We start from the raw sequence: 17,301 nt of genomic DNA, 5'->3' as shown, positions 1-17,301 counted from the left end.
AGCCCGAGCCAGCCTCAAAGCCGCCGAAGCCCAGCCAACACCCGCTCCAACAACATCCCATCAGGCCGATCCGCACCATACGACGAAGCCGTCCGATGCACATCGATCAACCCGTGCCCGGCCATATCGCCGAGCAGCACCTTGGTAACCCCCAACGGCAACCCGCGCAACGCCGCGATCTCCGCCACCGACCGAGGCTGCGAGCACAACGCCAGCACGTCCTGGTGCTCGGGCCGAACAGCCGTAGAAGAGAACTCGTTGACCGAAACCAGCGTCTCGATCTCCAGGTGCACGTCGGACGTGGTCCGCCCACCGGTCCACGCATAAGCGCGCACGATCGACGAGGTCTCGACCCCGGTCTCCACCGACGGCAGCGAGGCGAACGGCTCGAACGGCAGCGTCGCGTACGGGTCCGGCGTGGCGGGCGGCGGTTCCGGCGCCCGCTGCGGCTTGGCCTTCTTGCCGCGCTTGCGGATCCGCTCGCTGTCGAAGCTGAATCCGCTGATCAGATCGCCGAAGTTGACCTGTTCCTCGGGCTCTCTCATGCGAGCTCGGCCCGCAGTTCGGGCGTGAGCAGCTGGCCCACCTGCCGCACGACCACCGTCATCTCGTAGGCGACCTGGGCGACGTCGCTCGACGACGACGCCAGCACCGCGAGGACGGAGCCGTCGCTGATCGAGGACAGCAGCATGACGCCGCCGTCCATCTGCACGACCGTGCGGACCACCGCCTCGCCGGCGAAGCACTGGGAGGCGGACTCGGCGAGGGAGACCACGCCGGCCACGATCGCCGCGAACTGCGGCGCGACGTGCGCGGGCAGCTTCGAGGACGAGATCAACACCAGTCCGTCCGCGGAGATCACCACGGCGTGCTCGATGCCGGGCGTGCGTTCGGCGAAGTTGGTGACCAGCCAGCCGAACTGGTCCACCTGCGTGCTCATCGACTCTCCTGGTTTTCGGGAAGGCCGCGTTGCACACCGCGCTGGAAGGCGTTGAGGAAACCTCGGGCCGACTCCGGCGTCTGGCGTGCGGGTGCGGGGGGAGGCGGCGACGCGGCGGCGTGCGACGTCTGCTGGAACCACGAAGCCTGCTGCCGTTCGATCGCCTCCCCTCGGAAAGACTCCCAGGTCTCTTGCCGTCGTGGTGCCAGTTCGGCCGGAACCAACACGATCGCGCGAGTCCCGGAACCCTGTACGGCGTCCAGACGTACCACGATCTGGTGGCGTGCGGCGAGCCTGCCCACGACGAAGAGACCCATTTCGCGGAAGACCTGCACGTCGACACCTTCACCGGCGGCCTCGAGCCGGTGGTTCACGCCCGCGAGTGCCTCGGCGTCGATGCCGATGCCGTGGTCGACGACGTCGATCTGCACGATGTCGCCCGCCTCGATCGACGCGCTGATCGAGACCTGGGTGTGCGGCGGCGAGAACGCCGTCGCGTTGTCCAGCAGTTCGGCCAGCAGGCGCACCAGGTCGCTCGCGACGTAGCCGACGACCTCGGCGTTCGGCGCCGTGTGCACCATGACCCGCTGGTACTGCTCGATCTCCGCGGCCGCCGCGCGCAGCACGTCGGTGAGCGGGATCGGCTTGTGGAACCGCCTGGCCACGTCGCCGCCGGAGAGCACCATGAGGTTCTCGTTGTTGCGGCGCATGCGGGTGGCGAGGTGGTCGAGCTTGAAGAGGTTCGCGAGCTGGTCCGGGTCCTCCTCGTACTTCTCCAGCTCCTCCATCAGCTTGAGCTGGCGTTCGACGAGGCTCTGGCTGCGCCGCGAGAGGTTCACGAAGATGTTGCGCATGTTGGCGCGCATGCTCGCCTGCTCGATGACCGACTTCACGGCCTGCTGGTGCACCGCGTCGAACGCGCGCGCCACCTGGCCGAACTCCTCGGTCGTGTGGACCGGCACGGACTCGACCTCGGTGCTGCCGCGGCCGGTCGCGACCATCTCCGGGAGCTTCTCCCAGGCGACGTCGAGCGCGGAGCGGCGCAGCGCGTTCAGCGAACGCAGCAGGTAGCGGCCGACGACGAAGCCGACCGTGGCGGCCAGGATCAGGCTGGCGAACAGGATCGCGGACGCGGCACCGGCGGCGTCGCTCGACTCGTCGCGCAGGCGGTCCGCCGTGTCGCGCAGGTCGGTCTGCAGGCCCTCGACCACGCTGCCCATGGCCGTGACCACGGCACCGGAGGCCTTGGTCCAGTCCGCCGCCGCGATCGGCAACGGCTTCGGCCGGTTGTTCGCGTTGGTGCCGGTGTTGTTGCCCGTGTTCGGCGCGTCCGAGGTCGGGTGCAGCACCGCGGCGGCGAGCATCGTGCGTTGTGCCTCGATGTCCGGGCCGCTGAAGTTCTTGCCGTAGACCTTCATCTGGTCGGGCGTCGCGAGGGCCGCGAACTCGTCCGCGATGTAGCCGAGCTTGACGTTCGACTCGACGAGCGCGCGGACTTCGGCGTTGGTCAGCTGGCCGCGGGTGAGCCCGGACAGCACGACGGCCTGCTGGTAGAGCACCTGGTCGCGCACGTGCACGACGTGGTGCAGGCCCATCGCGGTGCGCAGCAGGGCGGCGTCGCCGAACTCGCTCGCCATGACCTCGTCGACGTCGAGCAGCGAGTCGGTCAGCTCGCTGTAGATCTTGATCACCGCGGGGATGTCGTTGCTGCTGCGGTCGCGCAGAACCGTCAGGTCGCCGATGCGGTTCTGCACGTCGTAGATGCGGGCGGTCACGACCTCGCTGAGCGAGGTCTTGCCGATCTGGTCGCGCAGCACCGCGCGGGCGTCGTCGGTGCGCTTGCTCTGCTCGGCGAGGGCCTCCGGGCCGACGCCCTCCGCGACGATCCGCCGTTCCGCCTGCACGCCCTCGATCACGGGGATGAGGGCGGCGCGGACCTTCACCAGGCGCTGCAGGCCCGCGTAGGTCTCGGCGCGGTCGATCTGCGAGTTGATCTGCAACACGCCGGCGCCCACCGCGATGGTGACCGGAACGATCAACACCGCGGCGAGCTTCACCGGCAGGCGCCAGTTGCGCCAGTTGACGAGCGCGTTGAGCATCAGACGAAGAGCTTGGCCGCGTTCAGGAACAGCCGGTACAGGCCGTAGGCGAGCGGGAGACCCACCCACAGCCACGCACCGATCAGCAACAACGTGCTGGATCGGCTCTCTTGGGGTGAGCTCACTTCTTCACCACGCCTTCCGCGTCGTCCTTCTCAGCGGCACCTGAGACTTCGGCGGCCTCGGCCTCGTTCCACTTGGCGACCGCGTCGTCGTCGCTCCTGCCCGACGTCTCCTCGGGCGTCTGCTCGGCCTCGACAGCGGCCTTCGGCTCGTGGAACTTCGGATCCACCGGGCGGATCAACTCGTTCGCGACGAAACCGACGACCAGCAGCGAGATCATGATGTAGAACGACGTCGCGTACAAGTCAGGGCCGGTGTGCCCCGCCCGCTTGCCCGCGTCCGCGATCGCGTTGACGATCAGCGGCCCGAGCACGCCCGCCACCGACCACGCGGTCAGCAGGCGGCCGTGGATCGCGCCGACCTGGTAGGTGCCGAACAGGTCCCGCAGGTACGCGGGCACGGTCGCGAAGCCCGCGCCGTAGAACGACAGGATCACCATCGCCGCGATGACGAACAGCGGGGTGCTGGTCGAGCCGACCGTCAGCAGCACCAGGTAGAGCAGGGCGCCGACGCCGAGGTAGAGGCGGTAGATGTTCTTGCGGCCCACGATGTCCGAAGTGGACGACCAGATGAACCGGCCGGCCATGTTCGCGGCCGAGAGCAGCGCGACGAAGCCGGTGGCGGCGGTCGCGGCGACCGGCGTCGAGGACTCCTTGAAGAAGTCGACCAGCATCGGCGCGGCCTTCTCCAGGATGCCGATGCCCGCGGTGACGTTGAAGCACAGCACGACCCACAGCAGCCAGAACTGCGGCGTCTTGATCGCGTTGTTGGCCGAGACGTTGAACGCGACGTTCGCCTTCGGCCTGTCCTTGAGGAGGGCTTCCTTCTCCGCCGTGAACTCCTTGGAGGGCAGGCGGATCAGCAGCACGCCGAGGCTCATGAAGACCGCGTACGCGAGGCCGTGCACGAGGAAGGCCTTGCCGATGCCCGACGTGGTGGCGCCGAACGCCGTCAGCATCGAGGTCGACCACGGGGACGCGATCAGCGCACCGCCGCCGAAGCCCATGATCGCGATGCCGGTCGCCATGCCCGGACGGTCGGGGAACCACTTGATCAGCGTCGAGACCGGCGAGATGTAGCCGATGCCGAGGCCGATGCCGCCGACCAGGCCGTAGCCCACGACGACGATCCAGTACTGCCCCGCCCAGACGCCGACCGCCGAGATCAGCAGACCGGAGCAGAAGGCGAGCAGCGACATGAGCATCGCCCAGCGCGGACCCCTGCGCTCCACCGTCGTGCCGAGGACGGCGGCGGAGAGGCCGAGCATCACGATGCCGAGCTGGAACGGGAGTGCGGACTGCGTTCCCGTGATGCCCAGGGATTTCTCCAGCGGCGTCTTGAAGACGCTCCAGGCGTAAGCCTGACCAATGGAGAGATGAATCGCCAGAGCTGCGGGCGGAACGAGCCAGCGGTTCCATCCGGGAGGCGCGACTTGGCGTTCGCGCGCTAAGAACCCCACTTTATCCCCAACCGTCACCACTTAATGCGGACCGGCCGATCCTAGGCCAGGTGCACACGTGCGACAACGGCCTTGAGCAAGACTTCAGGTGTTGCACACGGCGCAACTCACGACTGTCCACTTGATACAACGCCTGGTGCGAACCATTTGAGACGAATGAGAAGCCGGTTTTCAGTCCGGTTTCAGTCCTGTGCAGGTCCGGCATTGGTCCGGTTTCGCCCGTTTCCGCGCTCTCCGCCACGTTGACTGCACACGTGAGGACGCTAGAGTGAGCGCCGCACACGAGGGGCAGGACCACATGACCAAGGCGATGAGGTCGCCTGGCGAAGCACAGCAGGAGTACCGGGAAATCCGGGGTTTCGCGTCGTTCGACGACCCCGAGACTTTGTCGTACGTCGATTCCGACGGCAACCCGAAGTTCGAGCTGATTCGCCAGACCGACGAATTCCGCACGCTCCGCCGCCGTCTCACGACGTTCATCTTCCCGATGACCGCGCTTTTCCTCACGTCGTACCTGACCTTCGTACTGCTGTCCGCGTACGCGAAAGACTTCGTCAGCACCAAGGTGATCGGCGTGATCAACCTCGGGATCCTGCTGGGCCTCGGACAGTTTGTGACTTCGATCATCATCACGCTCGGTTATGCCCGTTACGCAAAGCGACGGCTGGACCCGCAGCGGAAATTGCTCGCCGAGAAGACAGGCGTCGAGGAGTAAGTCATGCCCACCACCGGCAACCCGGTGCTGAACCTCAGCGTCTTCGCGGTGTTCGTCCTGATCACCCTCTACATCGTCTACCGCTTCAGCAGCCGGAACGTGACGGCGTCGGACTACTACGCCGCCGGCAGCTCGTTCACCGGCGCGCAGAACGGCGTGGCGCTCTCGGGCGACTTCCTGTCCGCCGCGTCGTTCCTCGGCATCTCCGGCGGCATCGCGGCGCACGGCTACGACGGCTTCCTCTACTCCGTCGGCTGGGTCGTCGCGTGGCTCGTCGGCCTGCTGCTGATCGCGGAGGGCCTGCGCAACACCGGCCGCTTCACCGTCGGCGACGTGCTGGCGTTCCGGATGAAGCAGCGCCCGGTCCGCGCGGCCGCGGCGAACGCAACGCTGGTGATCTCGTTCTTCTACATGATCGCGCAGATGGCGGGTGCCGGCGGCCTGATCGCGTTGCTGCTCAACGTGACCTCGAAGTGGGGCCAGGCGGTCCTGATCGCCCTGGTCGGCATGGTCATGGTGCTCTACGTGCTGCTCGGCGGCATGAAGGGCACCACGTGGGTGCAGATCATCAAGGCCGTCCTGCTGCTGCTCTGCGTGACGCTGATGAGCGTGTTCCTGCTGGGCAAGTTCGGCTTCAGCCTGTCGGCGATCATGCAGCAGGCCACCGAGAACAACAAGCTCGGCGAGGCGGTGCTCGACCCCGGCGCCAAGTACGGCTTCAGCGCGATGTCCAAACTGGACTTCGTCTCGCTGGCGCTGTCGCTCGTGCTCGGCATCGCGTCCCTGCCGCACGTGCTGATGCGCTTCTACACCGTGCCGAACGCGACGGAGGCCCGTCGTTCGGTGGTGTGGGCGACCTGGACGATGGTCATCTTCTACCTGTGCACGCTGGTGATCGGCTTCGGCGCGATGGCGCTGGTCGGCACCGACAAGATCGCCGCGGCACCCGGTGGCGAGAACTCCGCCGCGCCGCTGCTCGCGTTCGAGATCGGTGGCGCGGTGCTGCTCGGCGTCGTCTCCGCGGTCGCGTTCGCCACGATCCTCGCGGTCGTCGCCGGCCTGACGCTCGCGGCCTCCGCCTCGTTCGCGCACGACGTGTACGCGAACGTGATCAAGCGCGGCAACGCCGAACCGCGGCGCGAGATCCGGGTCGCCCGGCTGACCGCGGTCGTCGTCGGCGTCCTGTCGATCATCGGCGGCATCGCGGCGAACGGGCAGAACGTCGCGTTCCTCGTGTCGCTCGCGCTGGCGCTGGCCGCCTCGGCGAACCTGTCGACGATCCTCTACACGATCTTCTGGCGGCGCTTCAACACCACCGGCACGTTGTGGAGCATCTACGGCGGTCTCGGCTCGTGCCTGGTGCTCATCATCTTCTCGCCGGTGCTGTCGGGCGCGAAGACGTCGATCTTCCCGGACGTCGACTTCGCCTGGTTCCCGCTCGGCAACCCGGGCCTCGTGTCGATCCCGTTCTCGTTCCTCTGCGGGTTCCTCGCGACGATCTTCTCCAAGCGCGAGCCGGAGATGGACGCCCGGTCGGCCGAGATGGAGGTCCGCGCGATCTCGGGCATCGGCGCCCGCACCTAGCCGCGCGGGATGAGCCCCGACTCGTGGGCGATGATCGCGGCCTGCACGCGGTTGCGGACGCCCAACTGCCGGAAGATCGTGCTGACGTACACCTTGATGGTGCCCTCGACGACGTAGAGGCGTGCCGCGATCTCCGCGTTGGACAGCCCGGCGCCGACCAGTCCGAGCACCTCCCGCTCCCGCGCGGTCAGCACCTCGACCCGTTGCGCCGCTAGGGGTTGCGGGTGCGCGCGGGAGAGCTGGTCCACGACCCTCTTGGCCACCAGGGGCGACAGGTACGCGCCACCGCCCGCGACCGCGCGGACGCCGGAGATGATCTCCTGCGGGTCGCCGGTCTTCAGCACGAACCCGGCCGCTCCCTCCCCCAGCGCCCGGCTGATGTACGCGTCGTCCGCGAACGTCGTCAGCACCAGCGTCTTCGTGCCCGGATGGCACTCGCGGATCACCTTCGCCGCGTCCAGCCCGTCGAACACCGGCATGCGGATATCGAGCACGGCGACGTCGGGCCGGTGCCGGGCGACCAGGTCGATCGCCGCGCTGCCGTTCTCCGCCTCCGCGACCACCTCGACGTCCCCGGCGGTCGCGAGGACGGCCTTCACGCCGAACCTGACCACCGGTTCGTCGTCCGCGAGCACGACCCTGATCAACCGCTCCTCCTGGCGAGCCACTCCTTCAGCACGAGCCGATCATTCCGGAAGCACAGCTGGTGCAGGTCGTGGCGGTCGCCGTCGAAAGGGTTGGGGTGCGTGCTGTAGTAGCGGCACTCGGTGCCGGGCGGCGCGGTCACGCCCAGCGGGTTGTCGACGCGCGTGCGCAGCGGCAGGTCCAGGTCGTCCTCGCGCTGCCCGAGTTGTGCCCGTTCGAACTGCTGGGGCGTGAGAACGGACGTGACGGCGTCGAACACCATGTAGCCCGGCACGCCGACGGCGATGCCCGCGCACACCGCCGAGGTGATCAGGACGGTCCGCCGCGCGCTCTTGCGGAGCTCCTCCTGCGTGCGTTCCCGGCGGACGTGCGTGGGCGTCGTGCGGGCGCGCGGCCGTTCGGGGAGCTTCGCCCTGACCTCGAACCCGCCGTCGTCGCTCGGTGCGGCCTCGAACCAGCCGCCGACGAGCGCGACCCGTTCGGCGAGGCCCACCAGGCCCTTGCCGCTGCCGACCGCGTCGGTCCGCGGCGCCGGGCCGTTGGTGATGCGGAGCTCGAGGTTGGCGGTGAGCGAGACGGTGACCTTCGCGCCGGGCGCGTGCTTGATCACGTTCGTCAGCGCCTCGGCCGTCACCCGGTGCACGGTCCTCGCGATGATGCCGTCGATCGCGGTCCGGCGGTGGTTGACCAGCTCGACGTCGAGCCCGCTCCGCGCGACGACCTCCTCGATCGTCGCGACCGGTTCGTCCTCGTCGGCCCGCAGGACCTGCATGACGTCGGCGAGCCGTTCGGCGGCGGCCGTGACGCTGGCGCGCGCGGTCTTGGCGGCCTCGCGCTGGTCCGGTGTGAGGGTCGGTTCGAGCTCCAGCGCGCCGGTCAGCAACGCGGCCCGCGCCAGCTCGTGGCCGACGAGGTCGTGCATCTCGCCGGCGAGGCGGGCACGTTCGGCGGCGCGGGCGTTCTCCGCGCTGCGCTCCAGCAACGAGGCGTGCTCCCAGCCGACCTCCCGCAGTTCCGCGTACCGGCGCCGGAACCGGCCGAACGCCCAGGGGACGACACCGAGGACGCCGATGCCGGAGGTGACGGCGAGAGCGGTGTCGGACCCGCCGCGCTCGGTCAGGGCGACGACGACCCCCGCGACCTCCGCGACGGTCAGGGTGATCGCGCCCGGACGCGGGTCCGGGGCGCACCGCCCGGCGAGGAAGCTGACCAGCGCGAGCGCGGGGGCGAGCACGAGGACGGGAACGTCGAACTCGACGCTGACGAGGTAGCAGACGAGCCAGGTTCCCAGTGCCAGCCCGAGGGCGACCGCCTGGCGCCGGCGCACGACGACGAACGCGGCGGTGAACAGCACCAGGTAGAGCAGGACCTCCCACACGACCGCCATCATCGCAGTCGCTGCATCACCACGGTCGGCGCGTCCACCTCCGCGCGCTGCGGCCGCACCGGCAGCTTCTTCTTCAGCAGCACCGCGATCCCCCACGACACCAGCGCGCCGAGCGCCAGCCCGGCCAGCACGTCGTGTACATAGTGGACACCCACGACCACGCGCGACGCCGCCGCCGCGACCGCGCAGACCGCCGCCACCCAGCCGTAGGTCCGGTGCAGCGCCCAGATCGCCATCGCGGACGACCCCGCGATCACCGAGTGGTTGCTGGGGAACGACCAGTCGCCGGGCTCCGGGCACTCCGCGATCGACGGCCGCGTGCGGCACGGCCGTTCCTCCTGCACGACGAGCTTGACCACCTCGCTGATCGCGTAGGCGACCACCACACCGGCGCCGGCGAGGAAGGCGCGCAGCCTGTGCTGGAACCACAGCAGTCCGAACATCAACGCGAACACGACGAGCACCGCGTCGGTGCCCACAGTCAGCCAAGTCACCCAGCCGAACCTACGAAGATCCCGGCTGGGGCACCCCTGCCGTTCGGAACCGATCCGACCTAACTTTCGACAAGGTCGGTGCGCCACCCGAGGCGGACAATGCCCTGATGAATCTCGCGACCGTGCGCTCCGGTCCGCTGGTGCAGCGGGCGGCCATCGCACTCGTCCAGGTCCTCGGCCTGGCCGTGTGGTTCTCGATGTCCGCCGTGGTGCCCACGCTCCGGGTCGAGTGGGGCATGAGCGCGGGCGCGGCGGTGTGGCTGACCGCGTCCGTGCAGCTCGGATTCGTCGTGGGCGCGGTCGGGGCCACGGTGCTGAACCTGGCCGACCGCGTCCGCCCGCACCTGCTGCTCGCCACCTCTGCCGCGGTGGGCGCGGTGCTCACGCTGGTGCTCGGGCTCGTCGTGGACGGGCTCGGCGCCGCGATCCCGTTGCGCTTCCTGACCGGCGTGGCGCTGGCGGGGGTCTACCCGGTCGGCATGAAGCTGATGGCGTCCTGGTCCGAGACCCGCAACCGCGGCCGGGCGCTGGGCGTGCTGATCGGGGCGCTGACGCTCGGGTCGGCGCTCCCCCACGTGTTCGGGCGGCTGCCGTGGCGCGAGGTGCTGGTGGCTGCGGCCCTGATCGCGTTCCTGGGCGCCGTGGTCGCGCTGCTGTTCGTGCGGCCGGGTCCCTTCCTGACCGCGACTACCGCGCAGCTGAACCCGCAGTACGCCGTGCAGATGTTCCGCGAGCGCAAGCCACGCCTGGTGAACCTCGGCTACTTCGGGCACATGTGGGAGTTGTACGCGCTGTGGACGTGGCTGCCGACGTTCCTGCTGAGCTCGCGGGAACCCATTGGTGTCACGGTGTTCCTGACGATGGGCGTGGCCGGGTTCGCGGGCTGCCTGATCGGCGGCTGGGCGGCGGACCGGTTCGGCCGCGCGCCCGCCGCGGTGGGGGCGCTGACCGTGAGCGGGCTGTGCTGCGCGCTCTCGCCGCTGGCCTGGGGAACGCCGCTGCTGATCGCGTTCTGCGCGGTCTGGGGCGCCTCGGTGATCGCGGACTCCGGGGTGTTCTCGGCGTCGCTGAGCGAGGTCGCCGACCCGCGCTACGTCGGCACGGCGCTGACCGCGCTGACCGCCGTGGGCTTCGGGCTGACGGTGGTCAGCATCCAGCTCGTGCCGCTGGTCGCCGAGGTCGGGACCTGGCGCTACGCGTTCCTGCTGCTCGTGCCGGGACCCGTGGTCGGGGCGCTCGCCATGCTCAGGACTAGGTCGTAGTAGCCCTCGGGGTTGTCCGCGCCGGACCGGCCGTCGATCAGCTCGCGCACGACGTCGCAGTGCCCGGCGTGCTGCGCGGTCTCCGCCACGACCCGGACGAGCAGGTGCCCGAACGTCGTCTGCCTGCGTTCCTCCGGCCACCACTCGACGCTCGCCGGCGCGTCCAGCGGGAGCTGCGCGATCGACTCGTCGGAGTGCCGCCAGGCCTCGCGGTACAGGCCGACGAGGTACTCGCGGGACTCGTCGGGCTTGGCCCACAGGTCGCCGTTCTGCCAGATCGACCTGTCCTCGACCCACGGCAGCGTGAACGACGCCGGACGGCCCGCGCTGACACCGAGGTAGCCGAGCTCGATGCCGATCAGGTGCTTGACGAGGCCGAGCAGGTTGGTGCCGCTGGGCACGAGCGGGCGCCGCACGTCGTACTCACCCAGTCCGTCCAAAGAGGACACGACCGAGTCGCGCGACTGCTGGAGGTAGCGCCGGAGGTCCTCAGCGATCATCGACCTTCACTTCCTTCGGGTGTGCGACGGTCTGCGCGGGCGGGCGCGGGACGTCGGGCGCGGTGCCCCACTGGCTGTAGACGGCCGTGAGATGTTCGGTCTGCCCGTCGACCGTGGGCGTGGTCTGCTCGACGCGGACGACCCGGTCCTCGTCGTCCACCTCGACGACGAGCCGCACGTCGCCGTTCGCGTAGCTGCCCGAGTGCGGCACCCCACCCGCCTCGAACACGTAACGGTCGCCGTCGCGCCCGGTGAGCCGGACGGTCTTGCGGTCGATCTTGGTGAACAGGCTGCCGGGGCGGTACTCCCGCGACGCGAGCGTCAGTTCGGTGGTGAGCGGGCCGACCCACAGCGCGTCGTTCAACCCCATGGAGGAGAACTCCTTGCCTGGCGGGAGGGTGAGGTCGCTGTGCCGGAGGTAGCGGTCGTGGTCGACCGAGACCGAGCGGGAGTCGGTCGTGCCGTCGCGGCTCTCGTAGTGAGCGGTCACGTCCTCCTGCAGCGTGCCGCCCATCCAACTGGAGTGCAGGACGCCGGTGTAGGACTGCTTGCGCGGGATCTTGCCCACGACCTCGATCCGGACGTCGAACCGCACCGACTTCTGCCGGCCTGTTCCCTGCCGCCAGCCGTCGAGCAGGGCCACCGGGTCCGCGGGCGCCACCTGGCCTGCGGGCGCCGCCGAGCACGCGGTGAGCACCAGGAGAAGGGCGAGAGCGCGGAGCATGCGACGAGTCTCGCAAAACGGCGCGGTCGTGCGGGCCGGAATGGCAGGGTCGGGCAGGTGCAGAAACTGATCATCGCCGCCCTGCTCGGCGCCTCCCTCGTGACCACCGCGGCGCCCGCCTCGGCCGGCACCGCCCACCGCGTCGACGCCGCCGCCGGGTGGCTCGCGAGACAGATGGCCGACGCCGAGCGCCTCGAGACCGAGTTCGGCGGCGTGAAGTACCCCGACCAGGGCCTGACCATCGACGCGATCTTCGCGTTCGCGGCCACCCGCACCGCCGACGACTACGCGGACCGCGCCGTCGCGTGGCTCGCGAAGCCGGAGATCGCGAGCGGGTACCTCGGCGCGGACGGCGAGTCGTACGCGGGCGCGCACGCCAAGCTGGCCGTGGCGGCACGGGTGAAGGGCAAGGACCCGCGCGCGTTCGCCGGGGTGGACCTGATCGCCGGGCTCCGGGGGCTGCAGGCGCCGTCCGGCCGCTTCTCCGACCGCTCGGCGTTCGGTGACTTCTCGAACGCCTTCACCCAGTCGTACGCCCTGTTGGCGCTGGGCCGGGACGCCAGGGGTGCGGCCTACCTGGCCGCGAGCCAGTGCCCCGACGGCGGCTTCCCCGTCACGTTCGAGACGTCGCCGTGCGTGAGCGACGTGGACGCCACCGCGATCGTCGTGCAGGCGCTGCGCTCGCAGGGCGAGCCCGTCGGACGCGCGCTCACGTGGCTCGAGTCGAAGCAGCAGGCCGACGGCGGGTTCCCGAGCGCGCAGGGCGGCTCGAACGCCAACAGCACCGGTCTCGCGGCCCAGGTCGTGCGCGGCCGCTCGGCGGTCAAGGCGCGCGACTACCTGAAGTCGCTGCAGGTCGGGTGCGACGGCGTGGAGAAGGGCGCGATCGCGTTCGACTCGTCGGGCTTCGACCGGGCCACCGCGCCGCGGGCGACGGCGCAGGCCGTCCTGGGGCTGACCCGCGCGAACCTCGTGACGTTGCGCGGCGGCGGCCGGGACGGAGCGCCCACACCGCACTGCTGACGTTTGCGCGTCCGGTTCCCCGGAAATCACGAGGGCATGACCGAGCACCAGTTCACGACACCGCTGGGCGGCGGCGAGCCCGTCGACGAGGAACCGGACGCGGTCGCCGTCGCGGAGGACGGCGAGCACGTGACCGCGCCCGAGGAGACCGCGATGCACATCGAGGAGACCGAGGAGGGCGGCGGCCGCGTCGATCGACCAGGCGACGGCTACCTGGACGACTGAGTCACGGAGAGTGACGCCCAGGTCAGGCCGGGATCGCTCGAATCTCGCTCAAGTCCCGCTAGAGCGGCCGTTCGTCTAGGACACAAGCTGACCTCAAGTGGTCCTAGAGTCCTTTGTGTCGGGACAAACGAGCGAAGGACTACAGCGATGACCACCACCGAGATCCTCACCGGCGAGCGCGCGGACCTCCTCGAGACCCTGCGGCAGCACCGCTGGTTCCTGACGTTCACCGCGCAGGGCCTGAGCGACGAGCAGGCGGCGTCGAGCCCGACGGCCAGCGCGCTGTGCATCGGCGGCCTCATCAAGCACGTCGGCACGGTCGAGCGGAGCTGGGTGCGGTTCATCGAGCAGGGCACCTCGGCGATGGAGACCGACCCGGAGTCCGAGGACTACGAGAACCACGCGCGCACGTTCCGGATGGAGCCGGGCGAGACGCTGGAGAGCATCATCGCCGAGTACAACGAGATCGCGGCCTACACCGACAAGCTCGTCGAGACGGTCGACATGGACCTCTCGCACGCGCTGCCCGCCGCGCCGTGGTTCCCCGAGGGCAAGACCTGGTCGGCCCGGCGAGTGTTCGTGCACATCGTCGCGGAGACCTCGCAGCACGCGGGCCACGCGGACATCATCCGCGAGACGATCGACGGCCAGAAGACCATGGGCTGATCAGGCATTCGGCGGCGAGAAGGTCGAGAGGAACTGGTCCCGGAAGTCGCTCATCCGCGACACCGGGGCCGACCCTCCCGGCTTGATCCCGTCGTCCCACCGCCAGCCCCGCACCTCGGCCATCACGGCCGGGTCCTTGGCGACGATGGTGATCGGCACGTCCCGGGAGGCTCCCTCGCCGGTCACCATCTGCGCCGGCTGGTGGTCGCCGAGGAACACCATCACCAGGTTCTCGTCGCCGTAGCGCTCCAGGTACGAGACCACGGACTCCAGCGAGTACGAGATCGAGTGCGCGTAGTCCGCGCGCACGGCCGCCGGGTCGCGGCCGAAGATCGACTCCGGCGGGTCGTTCGAGGCGGGCATGGTCGAGTAGATCGAGCCGTCGCCGAGCTCCTCCCAGTCCACGAAGTCCGGCGTCGGCGACCACGGCGCGTGCGAGGACACCATCGGGATCGCCGCCATCACCGGACCGTGCTGCTTCGCGCGTTCGTTGCGCTGGAACGACTCCAGCGTGAACTGGTCCGGCGTGGTCGCGTAGCCGAAGCGCGGCCCCTGGTAGCCGAGGTCCTGCGCGGCGTAGATCTTGTCGTAGTGGAAGAAGTCGCCTTCCGGCCACGCCTGCGTGATGCCTGGGACGACACCCACCGACCGCCACGACGACTCGCGGAACGCGCGCGGCAGCGTGAGCCGGTCCGACGCCACGAGGTTGCGGTAGCGCTGCTGGTTGTCGATCCACAGCCCGGACAACAACGTCGCCTGCGCCATCCAGCTGCCACCGCCCGCGGTCGGCGAGGTCAGGTACGCGGACTTCGCCGAGTACCCGGCGGCCTTCAGCCGATCGTTGCCCTGCGCCAGTTTCGCGGCCACGTCCGGCATGTCGAGGGCGGACTTTCCGTAGCTCTCCACGAACGTGAACACGACGTCCTTGCCCTGCAACGAGGACAGCAGCCCGGGGTGCCCGCGGAACGCGTCGACCGAGGCCTCCGCCGCGAACACCTCCTTGTCGTTCAGCCCGGCCTGAACGCGCCGCGCGTGGTCCACGAGCGACGTCGCGGCGGCGTCGGAGTAGACCGGAACCCCCGGCACGGCAAGCGAAACGCACGCCACCACCGCCGCGGCCACCACGCGGATCGCGACCGGACGACGTCCGGCGGCGACAGATCCGAGGCGCAGCACGGACGCCGCGGCCAGCCACACGATGCCGGCCACCAGCGCGACCGCCAGCACCACCGCGAGCACGGAGGCGAACCGGCCGAACGTCACGTCCACGAAGTCGATGGCGGGCACCAGCAACGGCCAGTCCAGCACGAGGTCGAACGGCCGGTACAGCACCACGTCGAAGCCGATGTCCATGATCTTCACGACGGTGAAGAGCCCCAGCGCCACACCGCCGACGACGGCGGCCGGCTTGCGGAACCGGTCCGGCAGCAGCACCAGGACCATCACGCCGACGAGACCTTCCAGCGGCACCCGCAGGAACGCCTCGGGGGTGAACTTCTCGAGGTCGCTCGGCGCGATGAGCACGACCACCACGAACAGCCCGGCCAGGACCGTGACCGCTCGCCGCAACAACATCCTCACCGAGAATCCCCTTTCCAGACCCTACGAGGTAAACGCGGCCCGGCCCGCGACCGGTTCAACTCCTCTACGATCGGTTCCCGTGACCCGCCCGCACGTTCTGCTCAGCGTCGCCGTCAGTCTCGACGGCCACATCGACGACCGCGGCACCGAGAGGTTCCCGCTTTCCAACTCCGCGGACTTCGACGAGATCGACCGGTTGCGCGCGGAGTCGGACGCGATTCTGGCGGGAGCCGAGACACTGCGGCGGGACAACGCGCGACTGCTCGTCTACAGCGACGAACGGCGTGCGGCGAGAATCGCTGCGGGCAAACCGGAGTACCCGCTGCGCGCCACCGTCACGAGGAGCGGCGACCTGGACCCTGAGCTGCGGTTCTGGCACTGCGGCGGCGACCGGGTCGTCTACTCGCGGAATCCCTCGACCACCGTCGGCCACCTCGCCGAAACGAAGACCTTCAGCGAATTCCCGGAGATTCTGGACGATCTCGGCGCACGCGGCGTGCGCAAGCTCATGGTCGAAGGCGGCACGAGCATTCACACGGCGTTCCTGGCGGCCGGACTGGCCGACGAGATCCGGGTGGCGGTCGCACCGATGCTGATCGGTCAGGCGACGGCCCCGCGTTTCGTGAATCCCGCCGAATTCCCCGGTGGACCGGCACGCCGATTCCACCTGGAGGACGTCACGAAAGTCGGGGACGTCGCGGTGCTCCGCTACTTCCCGAAAGTCACTTCCGCACCAGCTTGAGCGCGCCGAGGATCTGCTCCCGGCGGTAGACCGCGATCACCAGCGCCCACACCACGTAGATCAACGGCCACATCGCGCCCTTCAGGCCGCCGTTGGTCACGAGGAACACCTCGGTGAGCGCCGCGCCGGTCATGATGCCGGCGAGCGCCAGCGCCGCCAGGCCGCAGATGCGCGGGACGAGCAGGCCGATGGCGGTGGCAATCTCCAGCGCACCGGTGAAGTAGCGGAACCACTGGCCGAACCCGATGTCGTCGAACTTCGCGACGAACTGGTCGGTGAACAGCGAGTAGCCGTTCCTCACGAACTCCACGGCGAGCACGATCTGCAGGATCCAGACGACGATGTTGCCGATCTTCGCCGCGGTCGAGGTCTGCTCAGACATGGCGGGATTCTCCCACCGGGACCGCCGCGTTGTTCCACAGCCACAACACATCGCGACCGAACGACCACACCAACGATGCCAACGCGAGACCAACGAGCACGCCCGCGAACGGCAGCAGGCCCGAGGCCGCGACGACGAGGAAGATCCCCTGGACCGCGGCGACGACCTTGCGGGCGTAGCTCGCGGGCAGCGGCGCGTTCATCCAGCGCAGGCGCCAGGACGCGGCGACGAACACGTAACGCATGAGCCCGATCGCGAGCACCCACGGACCCAGGTGGACGGCCACGTACGCGCTCAGCACCAGGATCAGGAAGGCGTCGACCTCCATGTCGAACCGCGCGCCCAGAGCGGTCGAGGTGCCCGTGCGGCGGGCCACCTGGCCGTCCACCCAGTCGAGGGACAACGCGACGGCCGCCAGCGTGACGACCAGGGCGACCGGCACGTCCTGGCCCGCGCGGTCGGCGACCAGGGCCGTCACCGCGCCGACCATCAGGCCGCGGGCGAGCGTGACGCGGTCGGCCGGTCCTAATGCCGCGACGCGGTGGCGTTGCATGCCGTAGCCGAGGAACGCCCAGGTGGCGAAGCCGTAGGCGAGACCGGCGGCCCAGCCGAGCGGGCCGAGCCCGGCGGTCGCGGCGACCACGGCCAGCGCGAGGACCTGGAAGCCCGCCCAGATGGCAGGCTCGCGCAGGACGGGCGCGGTCCTGGTGTGCTGAAGTGTGATCATCAGGTGCCCCTAACGAACTTCGT

The 17,301-nt window shown here is 69.6% G+C and carries 20 protein-coding genes; 7 read left to right on the top strand and 13 right to left on the bottom strand.

Features of this window, described 5'->3' with window-relative positions:
- Nucleotides 1-14: 14 nt before the first annotated feature.
- From ABZX02_RS15860 to ABZX02_RS15840, 5 genes are read right to left on the bottom strand one after another with little or no spacing between them, the layout of a single operon-like run.
- Nucleotides 15-545 carry a DUF742 domain-containing protein gene (locus ABZX02_RS15860; RefSeq protein ID WP_355298697.1) on the bottom strand — a complete coding sequence of 177 codons (531 nt, stop codon included), beginning with the start codon at nucleotides 543-545 and terminating at the stop codon, nucleotides 15-17.
- Nucleotides 542-940, bottom strand: a complete 399-nt coding sequence (locus tag ABZX02_RS15855; RefSeq protein ID WP_355298695.1) for a roadblock/LC7 domain-containing protein — start codon at nucleotides 938-940, stop codon at nucleotides 542-544. The genes ABZX02_RS15860 and ABZX02_RS15855 overlap by 4 nt, the downstream gene beginning before the upstream one ends.
- On the bottom strand, nucleotides 937-3,039 hold the full coding sequence (locus tag ABZX02_RS15850) for a nitrate- and nitrite sensing domain-containing protein (protein ID WP_355298693.1): 2,103 nt from the start codon (nucleotides 3,037-3,039) through the stop codon (nucleotides 937-939). The genes ABZX02_RS15855 and ABZX02_RS15850 overlap by 4 nt, the downstream gene beginning before the upstream one ends.
- Complete coding sequence (locus ABZX02_RS15845) at nucleotides 3,039-3,164, bottom strand: hypothetical protein (RefSeq protein WP_319967897.1); 126 nt, start codon at nucleotides 3,162-3,164, stop codon at nucleotides 3,039-3,041. Before ABZX02_RS15845 ends, ABZX02_RS15850 begins: the two co-directional genes overlap by 1 nt.
- Nucleotides 3,161-4,621: an OFA family MFS transporter gene (locus ABZX02_RS15840; protein ID WP_355298691.1), complete on the bottom strand. Its 1,461-nt coding sequence runs from the start codon at nucleotides 4,619-4,621 to the stop codon at nucleotides 3,161-3,163. The genes ABZX02_RS15845 and ABZX02_RS15840 overlap by 4 nt, the downstream gene beginning before the upstream one ends.
- Nucleotides 4,622-4,889: 268 nt before the next feature.
- On the opposite strand from ABZX02_RS15840, the gene ABZX02_RS15835 reads away from it, so the two are divergent.
- Together ABZX02_RS15835 and ABZX02_RS15830 are read left to right on the top strand one after the other, a co-directional pair.
- Nucleotides 4,890-5,336, top strand: a complete 447-nt coding sequence (locus ABZX02_RS15835; RefSeq protein ID WP_355298689.1) for a DUF485 domain-containing protein — start codon at nucleotides 4,890-4,892, stop codon at nucleotides 5,334-5,336.
- Nucleotides 5,337-5,339: 3 nt separating this feature from the next.
- A complete protein-coding gene (locus tag ABZX02_RS15830; RefSeq protein ID WP_355298687.1) occupies nucleotides 5,340-6,920 on the top strand; it encodes a cation acetate symporter in 1,581 nt (526 codons plus the stop codon).
- On the opposite strand, the gene ABZX02_RS15825 is transcribed toward ABZX02_RS15830, so the two are convergent.
- From ABZX02_RS15825 to ABZX02_RS15815, 3 genes are read right to left on the bottom strand one after another with little or no spacing between them, the layout of a single operon-like run.
- Nucleotides 6,917-7,567 (bottom strand): response regulator transcription factor, encoded by a 651-nt coding sequence (locus ABZX02_RS15825; protein WP_355298686.1) that lies wholly within the window; start codon nucleotides 7,565-7,567, stop codon nucleotides 6,917-6,919. The two genes, ABZX02_RS15830 and ABZX02_RS15825, sit on opposite strands and share 4 nt — an antisense overlap.
- Nucleotides 7,564-8,955, bottom strand: coding sequence for a histidine kinase (locus ABZX02_RS15820; protein WP_355298684.1), 1,392 nt, complete (start codon nucleotides 8,953-8,955; stop codon nucleotides 7,564-7,566). The genes ABZX02_RS15825 and ABZX02_RS15820 overlap by 4 nt, the downstream gene beginning before the upstream one ends.
- A complete protein-coding gene (locus ABZX02_RS15815) occupies nucleotides 8,952-9,446 on the bottom strand; it encodes a phosphatase PAP2 family protein (RefSeq protein ID WP_355298682.1) in 495 nt (164 codons plus the stop codon). The genes ABZX02_RS15820 and ABZX02_RS15815 overlap by 4 nt, the downstream gene beginning before the upstream one ends.
- A gap of 107 nt (nucleotides 9,447-9,553) precedes the next feature.
- Between ABZX02_RS15815 and ABZX02_RS15810 the strand changes: the two genes are divergently transcribed.
- Nucleotides 9,554-10,708 (top strand): MFS transporter, encoded by a 1,155-nt coding sequence (locus tag ABZX02_RS15810; RefSeq protein ID WP_355298680.1) that lies wholly within the window; start codon nucleotides 9,554-9,556, stop codon nucleotides 10,706-10,708.
- Here ABZX02_RS15810 and ABZX02_RS15805 read toward each other — a convergent pair.
- Nucleotides 10,639-11,208 carry a DinB family protein gene (locus tag ABZX02_RS15805; protein ID WP_355298678.1) on the bottom strand — a complete coding sequence of 190 codons (570 nt, stop codon included), beginning with the start codon at nucleotides 11,206-11,208 and terminating at the stop codon, nucleotides 10,639-10,641. The two genes, ABZX02_RS15810 and ABZX02_RS15805, sit on opposite strands and share 70 nt — an antisense overlap.
- Nucleotides 11,198-11,932 (bottom strand): hypothetical protein, encoded by a 735-nt coding sequence (locus ABZX02_RS15800; protein WP_355298676.1) that lies wholly within the window; start codon nucleotides 11,930-11,932, stop codon nucleotides 11,198-11,200. The genes ABZX02_RS15805 and ABZX02_RS15800 overlap by 11 nt, the downstream gene beginning before the upstream one ends.
- Nucleotides 11,933-11,989: 57 nt before the next feature.
- On the opposite strand from ABZX02_RS15800, the gene ABZX02_RS15795 reads away from it, so the two are divergent.
- The 3 genes from ABZX02_RS15795 (at nucleotide 11,990) to ABZX02_RS15785 (ending at nucleotide 13,846) form a co-directional block, all read left to right on the top strand.
- Entirely contained in the window at nucleotides 11,990-12,955 is a 966-nt protein-coding gene (locus ABZX02_RS15795) for a prenyltransferase/squalene oxidase repeat-containing protein (protein ID WP_355298675.1), read from the top strand.
- 36 nt (nucleotides 12,956-12,991) lie between these two features.
- The gene (locus ABZX02_RS15790; RefSeq protein ID WP_355298673.1) at nucleotides 12,992-13,180 is read left to right on the top strand and encodes a hypothetical protein; all 189 of its coding nucleotides are present in this window, start codon (nucleotides 12,992-12,994) and stop codon (nucleotides 13,178-13,180) included.
- 147 nt (nucleotides 13,181-13,327) lie between these two features.
- Nucleotides 13,328-13,846, top strand: a complete 519-nt coding sequence (locus ABZX02_RS15785) for a DinB family protein (RefSeq protein ID WP_355298671.1) — start codon at nucleotides 13,328-13,330, stop codon at nucleotides 13,844-13,846.
- Here ABZX02_RS15785 and ABZX02_RS15780 read toward each other — a convergent pair whose 3' ends face one another.
- Nucleotides 13,847-15,421 carry a sulfatase-like hydrolase/transferase gene (locus ABZX02_RS15780; protein WP_355298669.1) on the bottom strand — a complete coding sequence of 525 codons (1,575 nt, stop codon included), beginning with the start codon at nucleotides 15,419-15,421 and terminating at the stop codon, nucleotides 13,847-13,849.
- Here ABZX02_RS15780 and ABZX02_RS15775 point away from each other — a divergent pair.
- On the top strand, nucleotides 15,363-16,169 hold the full coding sequence (locus ABZX02_RS15775; RefSeq protein ID WP_355298668.1) for a dihydrofolate reductase family protein: 807 nt from the start codon (nucleotides 15,363-15,365) through the stop codon (nucleotides 16,167-16,169). The two genes, ABZX02_RS15780 and ABZX02_RS15775, sit on opposite strands and share 59 nt — an antisense overlap.
- Here ABZX02_RS15775 and ABZX02_RS15770 read toward each other — a convergent pair.
- Nucleotides 16,150-16,551, bottom strand: coding sequence for a DoxX family protein (locus tag ABZX02_RS15770; RefSeq protein ID WP_355298666.1), 402 nt, complete (start codon nucleotides 16,549-16,551; stop codon nucleotides 16,150-16,152). The two genes, ABZX02_RS15775 and ABZX02_RS15770, sit on opposite strands and share 20 nt — an antisense overlap.
- Nucleotides 16,544-17,278 (bottom strand): CDP-alcohol phosphatidyltransferase family protein, encoded by a 735-nt coding sequence (locus tag ABZX02_RS15765; protein WP_355298664.1) that lies wholly within the window; start codon nucleotides 17,276-17,278, stop codon nucleotides 16,544-16,546. The genes ABZX02_RS15770 and ABZX02_RS15765 overlap by 8 nt, the downstream gene beginning before the upstream one ends.
- Nucleotides 17,279-17,301 lie beyond the last annotated feature (23 nt).

This window comes from Lentzea sp. NPDC003310, assembly GCF_040610935.1.
Lineage (GTDB): Bacteria > Actinomycetota > Actinomycetes > Mycobacteriales > Pseudonocardiaceae > Lentzea.
This window is presented reverse-complemented; position numbering and strand designations above follow the sequence as displayed.